This window comes from Stenotrophomonas sp. 62841_Sma (assembly GCF_056482945.1).
The window spans coordinates 2486110-2504490 of record NZ_CM151224.1 but is presented as its reverse complement, the minus strand read 5'-3'; the positions used below and the strand labels follow the sequence as shown (position 1 = coordinate 2504490).

The window sequence follows — 18381 nt, the reverse complement described above, 5'->3', positions numbered from 1 at the left end:
GCGGGCATTTGTGGAGCCGAAGGCAACGGCAGGAGCCGTTGCCTTTGGCTCCATAGGAGCAGCCTCAGGATGAGGGGCGCGGATGCGTGCGCACGCGTGCACGCTCGCGATACAGACGGCTGTCGGCGCGCTGCAGGGTGTCGGCCACCGTCTCGCCGGGTGCATGGTGGGTCGCGCCCAGCGAGAAGGGTGTGGGTGACTGCCCGGCATGCTGCGCATACCACTGCTCCAGCGCGGCCAGCCGTCCCGGTTCCGGTGCAGTCAGCACCACCATGAACTCGTCGCCACCCATACGCACTACGCTTTCCATTGACCCCAGTGGAGCGCGCAGGAAGGCGGCGAACTCGACCAGCACCGTGTCACCCCGTGCATGGCCCTGGGTGTCGTTTATCTGCTTGAAATGATCCAGATCGAACATCAGGCAGGCCCAAGGCTGGTCGATCAGTTCGTCCAGGCGGGGCAGGAAGCGGCGGTTGTAGCTCTGGGTGAGGGGATCCTTGAAGGACATCTCGCGCAACTGCTGTTCCTGCATCCGCAGTGCGGTGACGTCCTGAGCATGGCCGAGCACGTAGGGTGGGGTGGCCTCGTTGTCGAGCACGTTGTGATACGCCCAGAAATGCCGGGTACCATCGGCGGCGATCAGCTCGATGACGCCGGCATCGGTGTGGTTGACTGCGATGCGTTCCAGATACGCCTTGAACGCGGCCCGCTTCTCCGGCGGCATCAGGTCGCACAAGCTGCGCCCGATCATGTAGCTCTCATCGAAGCCCAGTGACTGCACGGCCGCTGGGTTCACCGAGGTCAGCACGCCCTCCAGCGTGTGGGTGCAGATCAGGCCAAGGCTGTAGTGGAACAGCCGCCGGTAGCGGGTTTCGCTGGCTTCCAGTGCATCCAGCGCGGCGCGCTCCTCGGTGATGTCCTGTATGGCCCCGACCAGCCGCGGCCGGCCATCGACCTGCTGCCGGCCTCTAACCACGCGGGTCCAGATGGCTCGTCCGTCGGCGGTGGTCATCGGCAGCTGCACCTCCCACGACGTGCCTTCATCGATGCAACGCTGCACCGCCGTGCGGATGATGTTTCGGCTGTCCTCGCGATAGAACGAGAGCGCAGTTTCGAGCGTCGGTTCGAAGTTGCTGCGCACGCCGTGGATCTGCTTGGTTTCGCGGGTCCAGCGGACCTCGTTGCTGACCAGGTCCATTTCCCAGCCACCCACCCGGGCCGCGCGGTTCGTGCGCTCCAGGAAGTCCTCGCTGCGCTTCAGCTCACGATGCAGGGCCTTGGCCTGGCCGACCTGGGCCATCAGCGTGCTGCGCTGCTCCAGCACCTGGGTGGTGACCCGGGCCAGATGCACCATCAATTCGCGCTGGGAGGGAGACAGAACGCCCGGCATCGGGTCGAGCAGGCACAGCGTTCCTATGCGCGCGCCATGCGCCGAGCCCAGCGAGATGCCCGCGTAGTGACGGATGCGCGGGCCGCCGGTCACCAGGGGATTGGTGGAGAAGCGAGGGTCCTGGCGCGCGTCCGGAATCTCGAACAGCGCGTCCTGCTGGATGGCATGCGTGCAGAAGGAAATCTCGCGCGCGGTTTCGCTGACACCTTCCAGCCCGATGTTTGCCTTGAACCACTGGCGCTCGTCGGCAACAACTGAAATCAGAGCCATGGTCATGCCGGTAGCGGCACGCGCGGCGGCGACGATCGCATCGAAAACAGGCTCTGGTGGCGTGTCGAGCAGGTGCAGGCGGTCGAGTTCAAGCAGTCGTTCGGCTTCGTCCATGGCGCTTTTCAGGGCAGGGTGGCGAGGGCGGCTTCGGCTGTCGGGCACTACGCTAGTGCGTGCCGCGTTATATATCGCCAGCGTCGGGTGATGCCGGTGTGACGCGTTGGCATCAGCGTTTCGGTGTGCCGCACGTGGGTCGAGCCAAAACGCGACGGCGGTCGCGGACATGCAGCGCGTGTCGAACGACGGGGTAACGACGGGGTAGTGCCGGCCGCTGGCCGGCAACCTCATGACATCCGGATCATTGCAGATGCCGGCCAGCGGCCGGCATTACCGGTCGATTGGCCGGCAGGCGACGCAACGCGCAACGCACGCATCACGGGGCGTTCCGCCAGCAGCCGCAATGGTGGGCCGCATAGGCTGGGTAGTGCCGGCCGCTGGCCGGCAACTTCGTGACGCCGGGGTACTGCAGATGCCGGCCAGCGGCCGGCACTACCCCATCACACGACCAATCGCATCGGCCAGCAGCGCCCGCACGCGTTCCGGAGGCAGGTCGGGATCGCGCACGGCGCGCATCGCCAGACCTTCCACCAGCAGTCGCAGCAGCAGGGTTCGGCTGGCAATACGCTCTTCGTCCACGGCGCGGCCCAGATTGACGTCACGCTGGCGCAGCCAGGCATGGATCGCGGCGCTGGTCTGTTTGTCATGAGTACGCAGCACCTCGGCCAGCATCGGGTCGCGATGCGCCTCGGCATTGATCTCTGCGTACAGGGCCACGCTGGCGATGGCATTGCCGTGGATCGGCAGCACCTCGCCGCGCGCCCATTGCTGGTAGCACTCCAGCAGCCCATCAATAAGATCGGACGCCACCGGCATCTCGCTGATCGAGGCCTGGTCGTGGCGCAGCTGGCGCTCGATCAGGGCCAGGATCAGGGCGCGCTTGTTGGCGAAATAGCGGTACATCAGGCCCTGGCTGATCTCGGCCTCGGCAGCGATATCGCCGATCGAACCGGCATGGAAACCACGGGTGATGAAGCACTTCTGGGCGGCGTCGAGGATGCGCCGGCGCTGGGCTTCGGCATGGGCGGCGGCAGGGGCGTCAGCGGGTGCAGCTACGGCGGTTTTCGGCGTCATTGCATGAAGTCGGGGCGTCCAGAGGCGGGATAGTACGTCACAAAAGGTGTGAATGAACGGTCATTCATTTGTAATTCCCGCCTCCCAGACTGCGCCGGCCTTCTCCTTCCGCGAATGAGTCCGATGCGCCACGCCCTGCTGCACCGCCCGCTGCTCACCCTCGCCATTGCCGCCGCACTGCCGGCGCTGGCCCAAGCCGAAGACAGTCCCAGCGCCGACGCCGAGGCATCCGCCGATGCCGCGCGCACCGTGGTCGCCCTTGACCAGGTGATGGTGACTGCGCAGAAACGCGCCACCAACCTGCAGGAGACCCCGATCTCGGTATCGGTGGTCGATGCCGAAGCGCTGAAGGACCGCAGCGCGATTTCGCTGGGCAGCTTGTCCGATGGCTCCATCCCATCACTGCGGGTCACGCCGTTCGCTACCCGCAGTTCTGCGCTGAACATCGGCATCCGTGGCATCGGTGCCTCCGGCGACGCCAACCAACCGGCCCGCGATGCCGGCGTCGGCATCTACGTCGACGGGGTGTTCATGGGCCGCGCGCAGGGCCTGGGCAGCATGCTCTACGACGTGGAGCGCATCGAAGTGCTGAAGGGGCCGCAGGGCACGCTGTTCGGCCGCAATACCGAAGGCGGCGCGGTGAGCATCGTCACCAAGGCGCCGACCGGCGAGTTTGGCGGCAACGTCAGCGCGGGCGTGTCCAACTTCAGCGGCTACAACAGTGCGCTGCACCTGGATCTGCCCAAGGTGGGCGATGTCAGCTTCAAGATCGACGCCGTGCAGGCCAAGCGTGGCGGCACCACCGACAATCCGATGCGCGGCGAGCGTGACTTCAACAGTTACGACAAGCGCGGCGCCCGCCTGAGTGCGCTGTGGCAGCCGAGCGATGACTTCTCTTTGTTGTACGCGTTCGATCGCTCCTATGATGCCACCACGCCATATCACACCCAGGTGCTGGTGCCAGGCGCCTACCTCAGCCCCCTGCAGAAGGCCGGCGCCAGCCAGGATCGCCGCGACAGCGCCATCCTGGGCGGGCCTCAGGAAGACAACATCGGACGGACCAGTGGCCATCTGTTGAACCTGTCGTGGACGCTGAACGACAACCTGGAGTTGAAGTCGATCAGTTCCTACCGTGAACTCACCCAGGGCCAGTTCGACATGGGCCTGGTCGATGCGATTTCCGCTTACGGTGGTGCAGGGACGCCGTTCGGTCGTTACAGCCTGGCGCAGGTCTACCAGCACCAGTACAGCCAGGAATTCCAGCTGATCGGCAATACCTCGCAGGTGCAGTTCCTCGGCGGAGCGTTCTACTACCACGAGACTGCCGGTGACAATGCGCAGACCCCGAACATGCTGGTCTGGGGGCCGGGTGGCAACAGCTACACCGTGAATCCGGCGACCAACCCGCTGGATCTCTCGCGGGTACGCATCGACCGCGCCAGCAAAGCGTGGACGGACAGCCTGGGCGTGTTCGGCCAGGCCACGTGGACGCCGGAAGCACTGCAGCGCCTGCACCTGACTGCCGGCGGTCGCTACACCCGTGACGACAAGAAGGGCAGTCTGTACACCGTCAACGGCGCGGCGACGAATCTCGCTTTCAAGGACCGCTGGAGCCGTTTCGACCCGATGGTCAACATCGCCTACGACCTCGGCGAGCACGCGATGGTCTACGCCAAGTACAGCACGGGCTTCAAGGCCGGCGGTGCCAATTCGCGCTCGACCAACTACACCGCGTTCGGTCCGGAAGAAGTGACCGCCTACGAGCTCGGCTACAAGTCGCAGTTCTGGGACAACCGCGCCCGCCTGAACCTGGCGGTGTTCGATTCGACCATCGCGCACAAACAAATGGACTTCTCGCTGCCGTTCGACCCGAACAGCGGCGAAACCCGCACCACCATGGTCACCACCAATGCACTGAGCGATGGCAAGTCCCGGGGTGCGGAGCTGGAGTTCAACGTGATGCCGGTTGACAACCTCACGCTCGGCCTCAACTACGCCTACACGAAGATCGATGCGCAGACAGCAACCGACCCGTTCGGTGCGGGCGTGCAGGTGACCGTGCAGCCGCTGCTGGCGCCGAAGAACGCCGGCAGCCTGTCGGTCGACTATCTGGTCCCATTCGCCAACTTCTCGGCGCTGAAATTCCATGTGGACGGCAACTGGTCCGATGGCTACTACACCAGCGAGTACGACCAGATGCTGACCGACAGCTCGTTCGTGGTGAACGCACGGGTGGCGCTGGTGGATGTGCCGGTCAACAGCACTGGCACCACCATGTCGTTCTCGTTGTGGGTACGCAACCTGCTCGATGAGCAGCACCTGTTCTACAAGATCAACAGCGCGGCGCTGGGCCAGAGCGGCATCTTCAACGACCCGCGTACCTTCGGCCTGGAAATGGCCGTCAACTTCTGATTCGAACGGAGAATTCCATGAAGCACCGCTCTACCGAACTTGTCCTGGCCCTGATGCTCAGCCTGCCGATGGCTGCGACGGCTGCTGCCGCTGATGCGCCGCAGGTCGCCGCCGCGAAGCCGACGGCCGTTGCGAACGTGAAGCCCGTCGCTGCCGATGCGCAGCGCGTGATCCCGCTGCAGGGCGCCTGGAACGTGCGTACCTTCGCCGGCCTGCAGGGCCGCCACGGTCCGATTCCGGCCGATGCGTTCGTGCGCACCGCAGACCTCGGCCGCCTTACCGATGCCGACCGTGATGCCCTGGCCGCGGCCGGCGTGAAGCTGGATATCGACCTGCGTACCGCCGATGAAGAGGCGCAGTCGCCGGACCTGCTGGCCAGGGATGATCGCTTCGCCTACCAGCGCATCTCGCTGATGGGCACCGAGAAGATGGACCTGCAGAAGATGATGACCAGTTTCCCGGATTCGCTGGGCGAAGCCTATGTGCAGTGGCTGGGCCACAGCCAGCCGCAGTTCAAGCAGGTGTTCCAGCGCATCGCCGCGCAGCAGGACGGTGCCGTGCTGTTCCATTGCACGGCCGGCAAGGACCGCACCGGCATCATCGCTGGCCTGCTGCTGGACCTGGCGGGCGTGCCGAAGGCCGAGATCGTGCACAACTACGCGATCTCCGCGCACTACCTGGAAGGGCAGCCGAAGGACAGCGCGATGAACGCGCAGATCATGGCGCTGGTCAAGCAGAACCCCGAGATCGCCCGCAAGATGGCCGGTATGGCCGGTACCGCACCGGACAACATGGAGCAGTTCCTGGCGGCACTGCACAGCCAGTACGGTGGTGCGGAAGGGTACCTGAAGTCGATCGGCGTCAGCGAACAGGAAATCCAGCAGTTGAAGGTGCGGTTGGGGCAGGCCGGCTGAATCCTGCCAGGCCGAGGGCAGGTGCCGGACAGCGCCGGCACCTGCCGTGCTTCATCACGGCTGCAGTGGTGCCACCAGGATGGCGGCGTCGAGCACCGGGAACGTCTGCGGTGCCTGGCCGGACGATGCGACCAGGCGGATCTCCAGCGTGGTCGTTCCGCCATCGGCCGCACTGAGTGCCTGCAGGGCCCCCAGTTTCTGCGGCAGTGGTACCGCGAATGTGGTGGGATGGCTGTGGTCCATCCCCGCCATGGTCGGCCCAAAGAACGATACCGTGCCGGCGTAGTACGGGCTGTCGGCAGCCACGGAGGTGGTGCCGGCCGGCGCGTTGATCAGCACGTCGAACTCACGCGTATTGTTCAAACCGCGTGGTCGCTCCAGGGTCACTTCGGCAATCAACTGGCGCGGGCCCGATGTGGTCAGGTGCGCGCGCACCGCCTCATTGGGGACAGCCACGCGGACGGCGCCATCGGAGCGTGTGCCGCGCACCAGCCGCACCGCGCCGGCAGCTGCCGGCAGCGTGACCGCCTCCAGCATGTCGTTGCGGCGCGCGTAGACGTAGTCGTAGTCGAAGGCCGTGGTGGAGAAGAACGCACTGGCCGGACGCTCGCCAACGGGCTTGCCCTGTGCATCGACGAAGAACCGGAACGGTTCGTTCATGAACTGACGCCGCTGGTCGACGTTGATGGGCATGATCGGCTTGCCGCGGGATTGCTGCAGCTGGTTCCACACATCCCACAGGCGGTCCATGTTGGCGTGGTGCAGGTAGAAGATCGGATCGAGTGGTGACAGGAAGTTGGTCATGTTGCCGTAGGGGCCGGGATCGACCGCGCCGACGCCACCGATGCAGTTGTGCACCTTGTTGTGCGGGAATCCTTCCAGTACCGAGAATTTCGTGGCGCCGTCAGGCTGCACCACGTGCGAGGCCGTACGCGAGCTGGTGAAGCTGCGGCTGACATCGTCGTTGTAGAACTCGACCGGCGACAGCCCCGCGTGGATGGTGTCGGGAGACACGGCCGAAGCGGTCTTTGCATCGAAGCCGGGATTCTCGCGCCAGAGGTAGCGGGCGCCGCAGGTGATCGCATAGGCCGCATTGCCCGAGATGCCGGTCTTTTCCGCGACGCTGTAGCCGGTCACATCGTTCCAGACATCGTCTGCAGTGAGGTAGCCGCGGAACTTGAGCTGGCCGCGTTGGCCTGCATCCAGCGTGTCCCAGTAGCGCTGCAACGCCGGGCGCATGAACCGGGTGAAGACCGCCAGGTTGCGCGTATACGGCGCATAGGCGCTGTCAGTGGGCGTCAATACGCCGTCGAACATCGCCGGGGGAATCCGTGGCAGCTCGGTCCAGTCCCAGTAGGGCATGGCGAACTGCGGATCACCGCTTAGCGTACGGATGGTCTGTTCGAAGTAGCCGACATAGCCCCGGTGCCAGACATAAAACCACCAGTTGCCGTGCGGGCAGTCCATCAGATGCACGAAGGCGTTGCGGAACCAGTTGCGTGGATCGTCTGCCGGCAGTGCCAACATGGCCTTGATGCCACGCGCGTAGCTGGCCAGCATGCGCTGGCCTTCGGGGCTGGTGACGTTGTAGCGGTGGTAGCGCGCCTGCGCGGCCTTTCCGGCCGGTGCGGCGCCGCTGGCCCAGGCTCCGGGCGCCACCAGTGACGCCAATGAAGCGCTGGCGGTGGTGGCAAGAAAATCACGACGTGTGTAGCGCATAGCCTTCCCCCTGGTGATTGGTTGAACCGCGTTGGGTTACAAATCACTGGCAGGACCGGCGGCAGCGTGGCGGCCGGCCCGACGGGGACATCCAGCCCCGCCGCTTCCACCGGCAGGTGCAACGATGGCAGGGGTGGAAGCGGCCGTAGCATAGGCATGGCAAACAGAGCTGATCTGCGAAGCAGGCCACAGTCGCAGGCGCGTACACATCTGCCCGGCTGAAGCTGTTCACCGTCGTCGTTGCGGCGTTGTCGATCAGCCAGGCATGGCCTGGCTCTACTGGTCGGGTTTCACCCTTGCCACCCGTTTCCGGTACTCGTACACGTTGTCACCGCGTATGCGCTTTTCCTCGGTGCCGGTGACCCGGCCCACCTGCTGGTCTGAACCGGTCACGGGCTGCGCCTCGATTTCGGTCTCGTGCTCGAAGGAGTGCGATTTGTCGGTGTTGCGGTAATAGCGGTACAGCGCCCAGTACAGCGCGGTTGCGCCGGCCGGACCTGCCGCCAACAGCCAGAGGCCACTGTCGTCGCTCATGTCGATGCCACCAGGAAGGCAATTGCGAGGGCTTCAATGACGGTGCCGGTGGCAAGGGCCGCCAGCAGCATCTTCCATTGCTGCACGGGCACGCTGCCCATGGTTTCGCCGGTACGGCCGTTCACCGCGATGTAGTGCAGCATGCCGCCGTTCTTGCCAGGCTGATGGTACGAGTACAGCCAGACCGGCAGGTACATCGACACCCAGCGGGTGCCATGCACCTCCAGCTGTTCCTGCTCCCAGCGCACGCCGCGGTTGTAGCGCTTCACCGAGCCTTCCACCTGTGCGCGGGCAATCGACAGCAGCTGGTCTTCCAGTCGCGGTCGCAGCTTTTCCACATCCAGGTTGCGCTTCTCCGAAGTGAAGCCGGCCAGGTAGGAGGCGTTCCATTTCACCGCGTTCTTGGTATCGAACGGCAAAATGGTGTTGATGATGTTGTTGGTGTTGGCGCGGGTATCCAGATTGCCGCGCTCGGCCGAGGATTCCAGCGGAAGATCGTCGACGGTGAAATCGACCTGGCGTTCGACCTGGTAGACATCGGCGTCGTAGAGGGTGCGCTTGTTCTTCTCGCTGCCGACCGTGTACTCACGGGTCTTGATCTCGCCTTTGCCGGCCACCGCAGCGCTGACATTGCTGTCGACGATCATGTAGGGCAGGAACACGCCCACCACGTTTTCAGGGGTGAACTGGTCCTTGAACGCCTTCAGCGCGAACATCCGGCGCTTGTCGACGAACTGGCGGATGCGCGCGACCGCATCGTCCTTCTTGATGTGGAAGGGCAGCACCGCATCGGGTACCGCGCCATTGGCAATCTGCTCGTTGACGCCGAAGACGTGGCGGCACCAGTGGCAGCGCGCCGTCATCGTGCTTTCGGTGTTGACCGTGACTTCTGCGCCACAGCCCGTGCACTTGAAGGTCATCAACGCCGAGGTGTCGGCATCGATGTCGCGTGCGCCGGAGGCGATGACGGTGCCGCGCAGCTGGTCGATGGCCTCGCCCAGCCCGAACTCCTCCTCGACGCGTGCGCCATGCCATTCGTGACGGCAGTACAGGCAGACCAGGATATCGGTACCGGCCTTGGGCCGGATGTCGGTGGCGCCGCACTTCGGGCAGCGGTTGAGGCCGTCTTTCAGCTCGCTGGCCGACGTATCGATGGCCACAGGATCCGGCGCTTCCACTTCATCGCGGATGGCCTGCGGCAGCTTCGAGGTGTCCAGCGGGAAGCTGCCGGGCAGGGGAGGGACGTCCTGCGGCGAACCGGGCCCGTCCAACGACGCCGCCGGCAAGGGCGGTGGCGTCGCGGGCGCGGATCCGGGCAGCGGCGGCGGGCCGTTTCGGGGATCGGACATAGGGATTGTGCGTCCTGCCGGTTACAGGCCCAGTGCCTTGGCCTTGAGCGCGTCATAGTCGCTCTGGGTGATCAGGCCCAGGTCCAGCATTTCCTTGGCCTTCTTCAGCTTGGCGACCGGGTCATCCGCGGCCGGAGTGACCGGCTGCTGCATGCCACCCACTCCGAACATGCCCGAGGCCATGCCGACGCCGACCAGGCCGGCCGCGCCGCCGTTCTCGCCGGCCGACTGGATGCCCTGGGCGACACTGGCCTGCAGGTTGGAATTGCCGCGCGAACCGGACAACGCATCGGCGCGCTGCACGGTCTTCAGCAGTTCGCGGGTATTGGCGTCGTATTCAATCGAGACGATAGCGGTCTTGACGATGGCCAGGCCACGGTCGGACTTCCACTGGTAACCCTGTTCGACCGCAGCCGACAGGCTCTGCGCGAAGCCCAGCGAGTCCTGCTGCAGCTTGGTGATGCGGTTGCCCTTGCTGGGATCGTTCGTATACAGGCTGAAGGCCGGCGCCAGCGAACCGACCACTTCATTGAACAGCTGGCTGGCGGCGGCGTTGTCCAGGTCGGTGAAGTCGAACACCTGGCCCGGCTGCAGGTAGCTGGCCGGTACGAAGTTCTTCACGAACAGGATCGGGTCGACGATCTTCAGCGTGTACGAACCACGCGTGACCGCGCCGACCTGGGTATTGAGGAAGCCGTCGTCCCAGTAGATTTCCGATTGGGTGCCGAAGCGGTTATCCGGCAGTTCCTTCAGCGAGACGAAGTAGGCCGCCTGCTGCGAGCCCGGCTGGCCGCCGAACTTGAAGCGCTCCCAGCTCTGCTTGATGAAGGTGCTGACCAGGCCGTCACCGGCGAAGATCGACTGCGAGTTCAGATCGTCAGAGCGCCACTCGTAGCCGCCCGGTTCGGCGACGAACGCGGTGATCGCGCCGTCCTGGAACAGCAGCAGGCCATAGCCCTCCGGCACGATGATCTTCGAGCCGTTGGTGATGATGTTGGACGAGCCGCTGGTGTTGGAGCCGCGGCCGGCATTGGTGCCCTGCGGCACGGCCGCGAACAGCGCCGCCGTGGGCGGCAGGCCCGCCGGCACGGTGTAGAAGTCCTTCCACTGGTCGGCCAGCACACCGCCAACCGCACCCTTCACCGCCTGTACCAGACCCATGACCAACTCCCTGTGATTCGAGGGCAGGCACCATGCCTGCCGAGCTGGACTGAATATAGCAGTAGGAATACGAGCAAGGGGGGCACAGGCTGGGGCTGCGCAAGCGTCCGTGTTCAGGTTGCGGTTGCGGGCTGGGTCCGGGCATGATCGTGGCGTCCGACCACAATTCAAGGAAGAGTATTCATGGTCAGTGAAGTTGATTTTCGAGTGCTGATGCCCGGGGTAGCGGTCAACTTCGGCCTGAGCCCAAGCAAATTCGTCAATACCCAGTTCCACACCGTGGCGCTCGACCCTCTCCTGCCACCGAGTAACGCTTGGGTAATTGCTGCGGCCGAGGATTGTGGCTACGGAACGAGTGGGCTTGGCAAGGCGAGAATCAATGCGTCGCCAGCGGAATGGCTGGCGCTGGCGATGCACCTGGCACGCCGTCGTCAGCTGGTGCATTCCACTCTTGATGTGGTTGCTCCGATACCGGGTGTCGGTTCTATCAAGAAGGCTCAGTTTGCAAAGTTCCTCGAGTCATCGGAAAAAACCAACTGTGCGTTCGTGCTGGGAATGCTCTATGCAAGGTTGGCGGCGGAGCGGTGGTTCATGTTCAACGGCATGGGGGACGTCCTCATGCACTTCTGGCACTACTCGATTCTGCATAACCCGGCGGTTTCCCTTCAAGGATTGATGCCAGCACCAAGTACGATGAACCCCGACTTTGTCCTCGGCAGCCAACTGGGCAAGTGGTCCACACTCGAGTCGAAGGGCACCTTCGGCACGGCCGACCTTGAGAAACTACGGGATGGCCTGGAGCAAGCCAACAAATTTTCGGGAATTTCCATCACGTGGCCCGGCGCTGTTGTTTCTACGCATCCTATTGGTGAGCGTTCCTGCACGCTGACTTACTTCAACGCGCTCGACGAGCTGCAGTCGATGCAGTTGACGCTTCCCCCGCCTCTTCCTGCCCTGGCCCCTCCCGTGGCGCTTGGAGCCGTGCCGGGCCCGGTGATCTTCGCACCCGCTGCTGAATTTGTACGTTACCTCGACGCCTTGGGGCAGCTGGATTGCCATCGAGGTGAGACCGACATAGTCGAGACCGACGAAGCTGGCATCGCCTGGTATCGCTCGGTGCATGTGCCGGGCTTCCTTTTCGGTGTATCGCCCGAGCATCGCAATGCAGAAGGACAACTGAAATGGGCCGTGGCTGCCCTGGGTTTGATCATGCCGGTGGTTGCAAAGCTGCGAAGCAGCGAGATGACAGGACGCGCCTTGCGGACCGTCGTGACTGGGCTGCTTTACGAAATTGGCCAGCGTGCTGCCAGTGTCGATCTGACCGAAGCCGAATCCTCTGCATGGAGTGGGCTTGTCGAACACCTGCAGGAACTGATGCAGGCTGACGCGCGCGTACTGTCCTGGACTACGGTGCTCGACCAGGTGTGGAGTGCCCCCGTGCTGGGGGGATTCAACTCGGGCATGCTCGGATCGCCGATCGCAAGTCTCGACGACTTGTGGAACTACCTGAACGTGAAGGTCACCCCCCTGCGCCTCAACAAGGTCAGAGAAGCAAGGCTTGGGAGGATCTTTGATGCGCCGGGCGCGGCAGGAACCGGCGTTACGACGCATGGCCTGTTTGTGAAAGAGTGCAGGGAGGCCGCACAAAAGGGTCCACACGTGCCACGCTTTTGAGTGGGTCGCTGCAAGTAGACGATCCCGCCTGCCTGGCGAGGCCCAGGCAAAGCGGGAAGTGGATGAGCGGCTGCAGCGGCGTTTGGGTCCGGTCCGGCGCTACAACATGTACGGAATCTTGAACGCCAACGTGAAGTCCGGCGCATCCGGGGTCAACCCGATGCCCAGCAGCGTCACCAGCGTGGTGTGCTGGTTCAGCGCATAGGTCACGCCCAGGTTAAGTGATGCCGCATTGGCATCACTGCCGATTACCTTCATCCACTTGCCGCCCTGGAAGCGGGTGGAAGCGCGGGCGCTGATGCGGTCACTGAAGGACAAGCTCAGGCTGGTCCGCTCGTTGAATGCGAAGGCCACGCCTGCGCCGAAGTACACCGAGCCGCCCAGCTTCACATCGCCCGGGTTCACCGTGTCCGGATTACTGTCGATGTCGTTGAACCCGCGCGGGATGGAGTGCACGTAGCCGATGTTGGCAAACAGGATGGCCGGGTCGGCGGTCTTCACCATCGACAGGCCCAGGTTGGCCTGCCATACGCCATTGCCAGTGGGTTGCTCGCGCGGCACGGCGAAGCGGATGTAGTCGTCGTCATCGCGCTCGATCACCTTCCAGTCCAGGCCGTAGGGTGCGCGCCCGGTGGGGGCGGTGACGCCGGCGGTAAGCACGGTCTCAGGGCGCCAGCCGCGTTCGCCGAACAACCGGTAGTTCGCACTGAGCCCGATATCACCCAGGCCGTTGCCGTTGGTCTCTTCCTGTGCAATGGCGGCCGCTGCTCCGCCGGCGCCGCCCTTCTGGTATACGGTGCGCCGGGCCAGGTAAGGCACGTCCAGGTTGAGCGTCAGGTTCGGGCTGACACCCCAGCGGGCCGCCACGTTGTAGGTCAGCGAGTCGGACTCCACGTTCTCGATGGCGATATTGCCGAGGAAAATGGCGTCCAGCGCGAGGAAGCCGTTGAGGGTGAGCTGCTTGCGGTCGTAGCGGGCGTAGGTGAGGCTGTTCTCGATGGTGAAGCGGCGGGAGAACAGGGCCGATTGCTGTTGCTTCACGTCGTCCACGCTGCGCCGCGACTCCTGCTTGGCCTGTTGCGCCTCGGCGGCGGTACTGGCGTAGCCCTCGCTGCTCGGAGGGACCGCGGCGGCGGCCGCCTGCGCCAATGGCGCGGCCGGTGGGGCTGTGACCGGGCCAACCCGCCCGCTCAAGCGCGCCTGCATGGCCTGGACCTGCATGTCCAGTTCGCGCAACCGCCGCACTTCCTGTGCGTAGTTGGCCTTCAGCTGTTCCAGCTGGTTGGCCAGGGCCTGCACGTCAGCGCCATCGTCGGACGTCGGCGGTGCGGCAAGGGCGGTGCCCGCCAGCGCCGCCAGCGCCAACGGGGTGATCCTCATCAGGGTGTGCATGTTGGTGTCCTGCGTTGTGGAGCGTTTCCCCCAATGCCAGGCCCTGTTACTGGCCTGGCCCCATGCCGCGGTTCAACGCAATCGCCTGGGCCACGTTCTGGCTCAACGGCAGGTTGCTGCCCACGGCGTTGCGCACCAGCTCCAGCCGTAGCTGGTTACTGGCGATCTGGCCGTCACCGGCGAGGGCGATACCCTGGCCGACGCTGCCATTGCGGATCCACTGCTGCACCAGCCCCTGGCCATCCACCTGCAGCAGCAGGCGTGCCTGGTTGCCTTCCAGCACGGCGGTCGCGCTGGCGCCGGCCTGCTGCGCGGTGACGTTGCCTGCGCCATCTGAGAGAACGGCTGGCACGCCACCCTCGCGGACGGTCAGCGTGGTGACGTTGCGCGCGACATTGCCATCGCCGGCCACCTGCACGCTCTGCACCAGGCCGCTGGCGTTGGCCAGGCCGCTGCTGTCGATGCTGCGTCCGTGGGTATCGGGCAGCGGCGCATCGGCTGCCGTGACATGCACGCTGGGCTGGAAACTCAGCTTCGGCGCGCCACCACCACGGAAGTCCATGCCCAGGGTGAGGCTGCCCTGCAGCGTCGCGCCGTTGCTGGCCTGCCACTGCGACACCATGGTGACCCCGAACCAGGCAACGTTGTTGCCACCCACGGTGTAGCGCCCCCGCATCAGGCTCAGTTCCGGGTCCGGAATTTCCTTCAGGCCGCGACCGGGAGCACCCTCTGCCGCCTGCAGAGGCAGGGAAGGGAAGGCCAGCAGCAGAGCCATCATCATCGGTTGGCGGAACATGGTCGAACCTCCTTCAGAACAGGTCGGCGTGGCTGAAGCCGAAGTCGACCAGTTCGGCATCGGTGATCGGCCCTTGCCGCGCGTAGAGCGCGCGGGCGCTTGGCCGTTCGCTGGGTTGCAGAAGAGCGGTGTTGCGATCGAAGTCGCTGCCGATCACCACGAAGACCGCGCGCGATGGCCAGGCGGCCAGGAACTCCGGAAGGCCCAGGCTGCGGTTGCCCAGGATCGGGTCGGCCACTTCCACGATGCCGTTGCGCACCTGCTTGAGCACCACGAAATGGCGGAAACCGCGCACGTCCATCAACACCAGTCCTGGCACGCGAAGGGTGCGCAGTCGTGTTTCATCGATGCGGTAGCCCCGACCGCGCATGCCCAGCGATTCCACGTAGCGCTTGATGTCGAGCAGCGAGAAGCCGCGCTCGGCTACCAGAGCGGGATCGGAGACCCCCATCATTCCCTCGATCACCGTCGCCTCGTCGGTATCAAGGTGGTAGGCGTGGCGCAGGATGGTGGCCAGCGCGGCGGCCCCGCAGCTGTAATCGGTGTGCTGCCGCACCACGTTGCGGTAGCGCCGCTCCTGCATGCTCTCCACCTTCTGCTGCAGCAGCGCGCCATTGGGCAATACCCCGCTGAAGCGCACCTCGCCCGCCCACGCGGAGGCGGTACCCAGCAGCAACAGCATCGCCAGCAGGCGCATCGAGAGGCGGCAACGGATCATCACGTTCTCCGGCAGCAGGGGGGAGCCCCTGTCCCAAGGGGGAGGAGGAACAGGGGCTCCCGGGGACCCGGCCATTGGCGGACGGCCGGGGTGTTGCGCTTACTCGCCGCTGCCGCCACCGCCGCCGGTGCTGGGCTGGGCGACGGCCAGGGCCAGGCTGTTGGCCTGCAGGTTGCCGGTGCCCGCAGCAACGTTCACGCCGATGTTGCCGGAGGCGCCGGAGAAGGCACTGCCGGACAACGCCGAGGTGTTGGTGGCGTTGACGTTCACCCAGCGCGTGGTGCTGACCGTGCCGCTGAGGCTGGCGTACAGATCGGCCACGCCCAGTTCGACGAACTGGCTGGTGCCACTCTCACGCGTATCGAAGCCCAGGCCGCCCACTCCCGGCCGGTTGGGGTTCATCGTGGCGTTCTGGATCTCGTTGTCCAGGTCGATGTGGCCGGTGCTGTTGCCACCCGGATGTGGAAGCTCGCCATTCCATGTATCCAGATAGTAGTTGGCCATCTGGTAGGCGTTGCCGGTGCCGCGGTAGGTGCCCGCGCCATAGGCCAGGGTCAGGCCGCTGACGCCGCCACGCATGCCGACCTGCACGGTATCCGTGTAGGACTGCACGAAGCCGGCATTGCTGACCGTGTTGCCGGTGGAGACCTGGTTGGAGCTGATGCTCGACTGCGCCACCGCGGTGGTCGCTACCGAGGCCGCGAGCGCGTTCTTCTGCTCGTTGTTGTTGCCCGAGGCGATGTTCACGCCGATGTTGCCCGAAGCACCACCGAAGGCGTTGCCGCCGAGACCTGCGGCGTTGGTGACGCCGGAGTTCATGGTGGCGTTGCCGAAGCCGGCCTGGTTGACGAACACCTCGGCGTCGGCCATGCCGAAGCTGAAGGACGCGTCGGCAGCGGACAGCGACGCGGCATTGTCCTGCGCGTTGTTGTCGCCGGAGACAACGTTGAAGCCGAGATTGCCCGAGGCGCCGGCACCCACGCTGTCACCGATGGAAGCACTGTTGGTGACCAGGCTGTTGCTGGTGGCGTTGTTGCTGATCGACTGGCGGTTGTCGATCACGGCAATGGCCGCCGAGTCGAGGTCGATGTCGCCGGTGATGTTCGGGTCACCGGAGAAATTGATGTCGGTGCTCAGCCGCAGGTCCTTCTCCAGGTTCACGTCGACGCCGTGGTTGTTCTTTTCCTTGCGTTCGTCGGCCTGGATGTTGCTGTGTTTCTGCACATTGACATTGACGGTGCGGTTGCGTACGTCGTTGTCGGTGTGGTTGTGGGTGTCGTTGCGGGTTTCGCTGACGGTGTGGTTGTGATTGATGTTCGCGTTGGCGTTCTGGTTGTCCCAGCCATTGGCCGCAGCGGCGGTCGAGGCAGTGGCAATCGCCATGGCGAGCATGGTCTGTTTGACGGTCGCTTTCATGGTGCCCTCTCTCTCATCAGGTGGTGCATCGGTTGGGTGGTTGTCACGGGCGGTCCTGCACGACCAGGCCCAATACGTTGGCCGTGTCGTTGCCGTTGCCCGCGATCTGATTGAGTTGCAGGACCCCGTCGAATCCCCGCAGTGCGGTGCTGGCTACACCTGCGCTGCGGGTGCCCGTCGCGACGCCGTGACCGGTGTCGTCCCGCCCCCCTGCCAACGCGGAACCCTCGGCGGCCAAGACCGTATCGTCGGTTTCGCGTATGCCCTGTCGGGCCAGCGTCGCGCTGACGACGTTGAGCGTCGTGTTGGCGATGCCGCTGGCCTGGTTGATGGATGCGATGCCACTGGCACCGGCCAGTGCGTCACCGCCAATGAATGCAGTGGCCTGCAGCGGCCCGGACAGCACGCGGTTGCCCTGCTGCAGTTGCCGCGCATTGATCGCGACGTCGGCGCGATCACCCTTGGCGATACCCCGTAGGTTGGCCTGCACGTTGAGGTCGCCGGCGGCCTGGTTCACGGCGATGGCGCCATTTGTTCCGGCAAGTGCGTGGCCGTCGATGCGGGCCACGTCGAGATAGGCGAGCATGCCGCTGTAGTCATCGGCCCGGGTCGCCCAGGGCGCGGCAGCGAGCAGCAGAAGCAACCCGTGCAGCGCCTTCATTTTCCACCTGCCGGGGCCGTGCCCTGCAGCGGGAACTGGGCCAGTGCGCCGCGCACGGTATCGGCGATACCGCGGGTGCTGCTGCCGACCGCACCGAGCGGCCCACTCATGGCTCCCCCCAGATTGCTGCCGACCATGCCGTCGCCACTGCGGCCCAGCGTGCCGCCCAGGGCCTGCTGGGTGACCCGTTCAACGGTGGTGCCACCCGGCGCCGCGATGGACGCGGCCTGGCCGGCGCCCATGCCGGCATAGTCCTCATCGCTCAACTCGTCCATGCCGGTTGTTGTGCCGCCGGCACCCAATGCGGTGGCGATCTCGCGCTGCGGCTTCGGGTCGGCAATCAGTGCCATGCCCGGCGGTGCCATGCGGTATGCCGGGCGCGCGGATACATCCCGCAGCAGGACGATCTCGCCCGGTTGTGCCTTCACGCCTTGGCGGGCGCCGGATGCGGATGCGCCCGCGCCAACCGACAGCAGGGCCACTGCCAGTGCTGCGGCCAGGCCGCGAATCAGGGTGGAGCCGTCCATGCCGATCTCCCGCGATGGGTGCGGCGGAACCACGCATCAACCGTGCCAACTTCGAAGTGCCCACCGGCCAATGTCGGCACCGTGCCGCACCTGACCGGGCTGCTGCCACGCTGTTACAGGCACGTCGTGGAATTGTTGGGATTTCGAAGCCCCAGGCACCGCAGGGCAAGGGCCGCGGGCGACTGTCGCATTCGTGTTACAGGTGGCGTCGCGGTCTGCAACGGTGCCGCTTCAGCCAGGAATTTCTTGACGCACTG

At 65.1% G+C, this 18381-nt stretch carries 15 protein-coding genes; 3 read left to right on the top strand and 12 right to left on the bottom strand.

Annotated elements, in window-relative coordinates; all coding sequences use genetic code 11:
• Positions 1–64: 64 nt before the first annotated feature.
• Complete coding sequence (locus ACZK5G_RS11665) at positions 65–1774, bottom strand: sensor domain-containing diguanylate cyclase (RefSeq protein WP_478463374.1); 1710 nt, start codon at positions 1772–1774, stop codon at positions 65–67.
• Between the two features lie 435 nt (positions 1775–2209).
• The gene (locus ACZK5G_RS11660) at positions 2210–2851 is read right to left on the bottom strand and encodes a TetR/AcrR family transcriptional regulator (RefSeq protein ID WP_478463373.1); all 642 of its coding nucleotides are present in this window, start codon (positions 2849–2851) and stop codon (positions 2210–2212) included.
• A gap of 123 nt (positions 2852–2974) precedes the next feature.
• Between ACZK5G_RS11660 and ACZK5G_RS11655 the strand changes: the two genes are divergently transcribed.
• Positions 2975–5263, top strand: coding sequence for a TonB-dependent receptor (locus tag ACZK5G_RS11655; RefSeq protein WP_478463372.1), 2289 nt, complete (start codon positions 2975–2977; stop codon positions 5261–5263).
• Positions 5264–5280: 17 nt separating this feature from the next.
• The gene (locus tag ACZK5G_RS11650) at positions 5281–6177 is read left to right on the top strand and encodes a tyrosine-protein phosphatase (RefSeq protein ID WP_478463371.1); all 897 of its coding nucleotides are present in this window, start codon (positions 5281–5283) and stop codon (positions 6175–6177) included.
• Between the two features lie 54 nt (positions 6178–6231).
• Here ACZK5G_RS11650 and ACZK5G_RS11645 read toward each other — a convergent pair whose 3' ends face one another.
• The 4 genes from ACZK5G_RS11645 to ACZK5G_RS11630 all read right to left on the bottom strand — a co-directional run bounded on the left by ACZK5G_RS11645 (position 6232) and on the right by ACZK5G_RS11630 (position 10940).
• Positions 6232–7896, bottom strand: coding sequence for a tyrosinase family protein (locus tag ACZK5G_RS11645; protein WP_478463369.1), 1665 nt, complete (start codon positions 7894–7896; stop codon positions 6232–6234).
• A 276-nt stretch (positions 7897–8172) separates the two neighbouring features.
• Positions 8173–8430, bottom strand: a complete 258-nt coding sequence (locus ACZK5G_RS11640; RefSeq protein ID WP_032127215.1) for a hypothetical protein — start codon at positions 8428–8430, stop codon at positions 8173–8175.
• Entirely contained in the window at positions 8427–9779 is a 1353-nt protein-coding gene (locus ACZK5G_RS11635; RefSeq protein ID WP_049461047.1) for a membrane protein, read from the bottom strand. Before ACZK5G_RS11635 ends, ACZK5G_RS11640 begins: the two co-directional genes overlap by 4 nt.
• Before the next feature lie 21 nt (positions 9780–9800).
• Positions 9801–10940, bottom strand: coding sequence for an SPFH domain-containing protein (locus tag ACZK5G_RS11630; RefSeq protein ID WP_478463368.1), 1140 nt, complete (start codon positions 10938–10940; stop codon positions 9801–9803).
• A 183-nt stretch (positions 10941–11123) separates the two neighbouring features.
• On the opposite strand from ACZK5G_RS11630, the gene ACZK5G_RS11625 reads away from it, so the two are divergent.
• Positions 11124–12614: a hypothetical protein gene (locus tag ACZK5G_RS11625; RefSeq protein ID WP_478463366.1), complete on the top strand. Its 1491-nt coding sequence runs from the start codon at positions 11124–11126 to the stop codon at positions 12612–12614.
• 99 nt (positions 12615–12713) lie between these two features.
• On the opposite strand, the gene ACZK5G_RS11620 is transcribed toward ACZK5G_RS11625, so the two are convergent.
• From ACZK5G_RS11620 to ACZK5G_RS11595, 6 genes are all read right to left on the bottom strand, one after another.
• Positions 12714–14006, bottom strand: coding sequence for a transporter (locus tag ACZK5G_RS11620; RefSeq protein ID WP_032127219.1), 1293 nt, complete (start codon positions 14004–14006; stop codon positions 12714–12716).
• Between the two features lie 46 nt (positions 14007–14052).
• The gene (locus ACZK5G_RS11615; protein ID WP_049461055.1) at positions 14053–14802 is read right to left on the bottom strand and encodes a hypothetical protein; all 750 of its coding nucleotides are present in this window, start codon (positions 14800–14802) and stop codon (positions 14053–14055) included.
• A gap of 13 nt (positions 14803–14815) precedes the next feature.
• On the bottom strand, positions 14816–15520 hold the full coding sequence (locus ACZK5G_RS11610) for a C39 family peptidase (protein ID WP_478463364.1): 705 nt from the start codon (positions 15518–15520) through the stop codon (positions 14816–14818).
• 99 nt (positions 15521–15619) lie between these two features.
• A complete protein-coding gene (locus ACZK5G_RS11605) occupies positions 15620–16936 on the bottom strand; it encodes a hypothetical protein (protein WP_012511147.1) in 1317 nt (438 codons plus the stop codon).
• A gap of 43 nt (positions 16937–16979) precedes the next feature.
• Entirely contained in the window at positions 16980–17597 is a 618-nt protein-coding gene (locus ACZK5G_RS11600) for a hypothetical protein (RefSeq protein WP_180837205.1), read from the bottom strand.
• On the bottom strand, positions 17594–18124 hold the full coding sequence (locus ACZK5G_RS11595; RefSeq protein WP_164079503.1) for a hypothetical protein: 531 nt from the start codon (positions 18122–18124) through the stop codon (positions 17594–17596). Before ACZK5G_RS11595 ends, ACZK5G_RS11600 begins: the two co-directional genes overlap by 4 nt.
• Between the last annotated feature and the right edge of the window lie 257 nt (positions 18125–18381).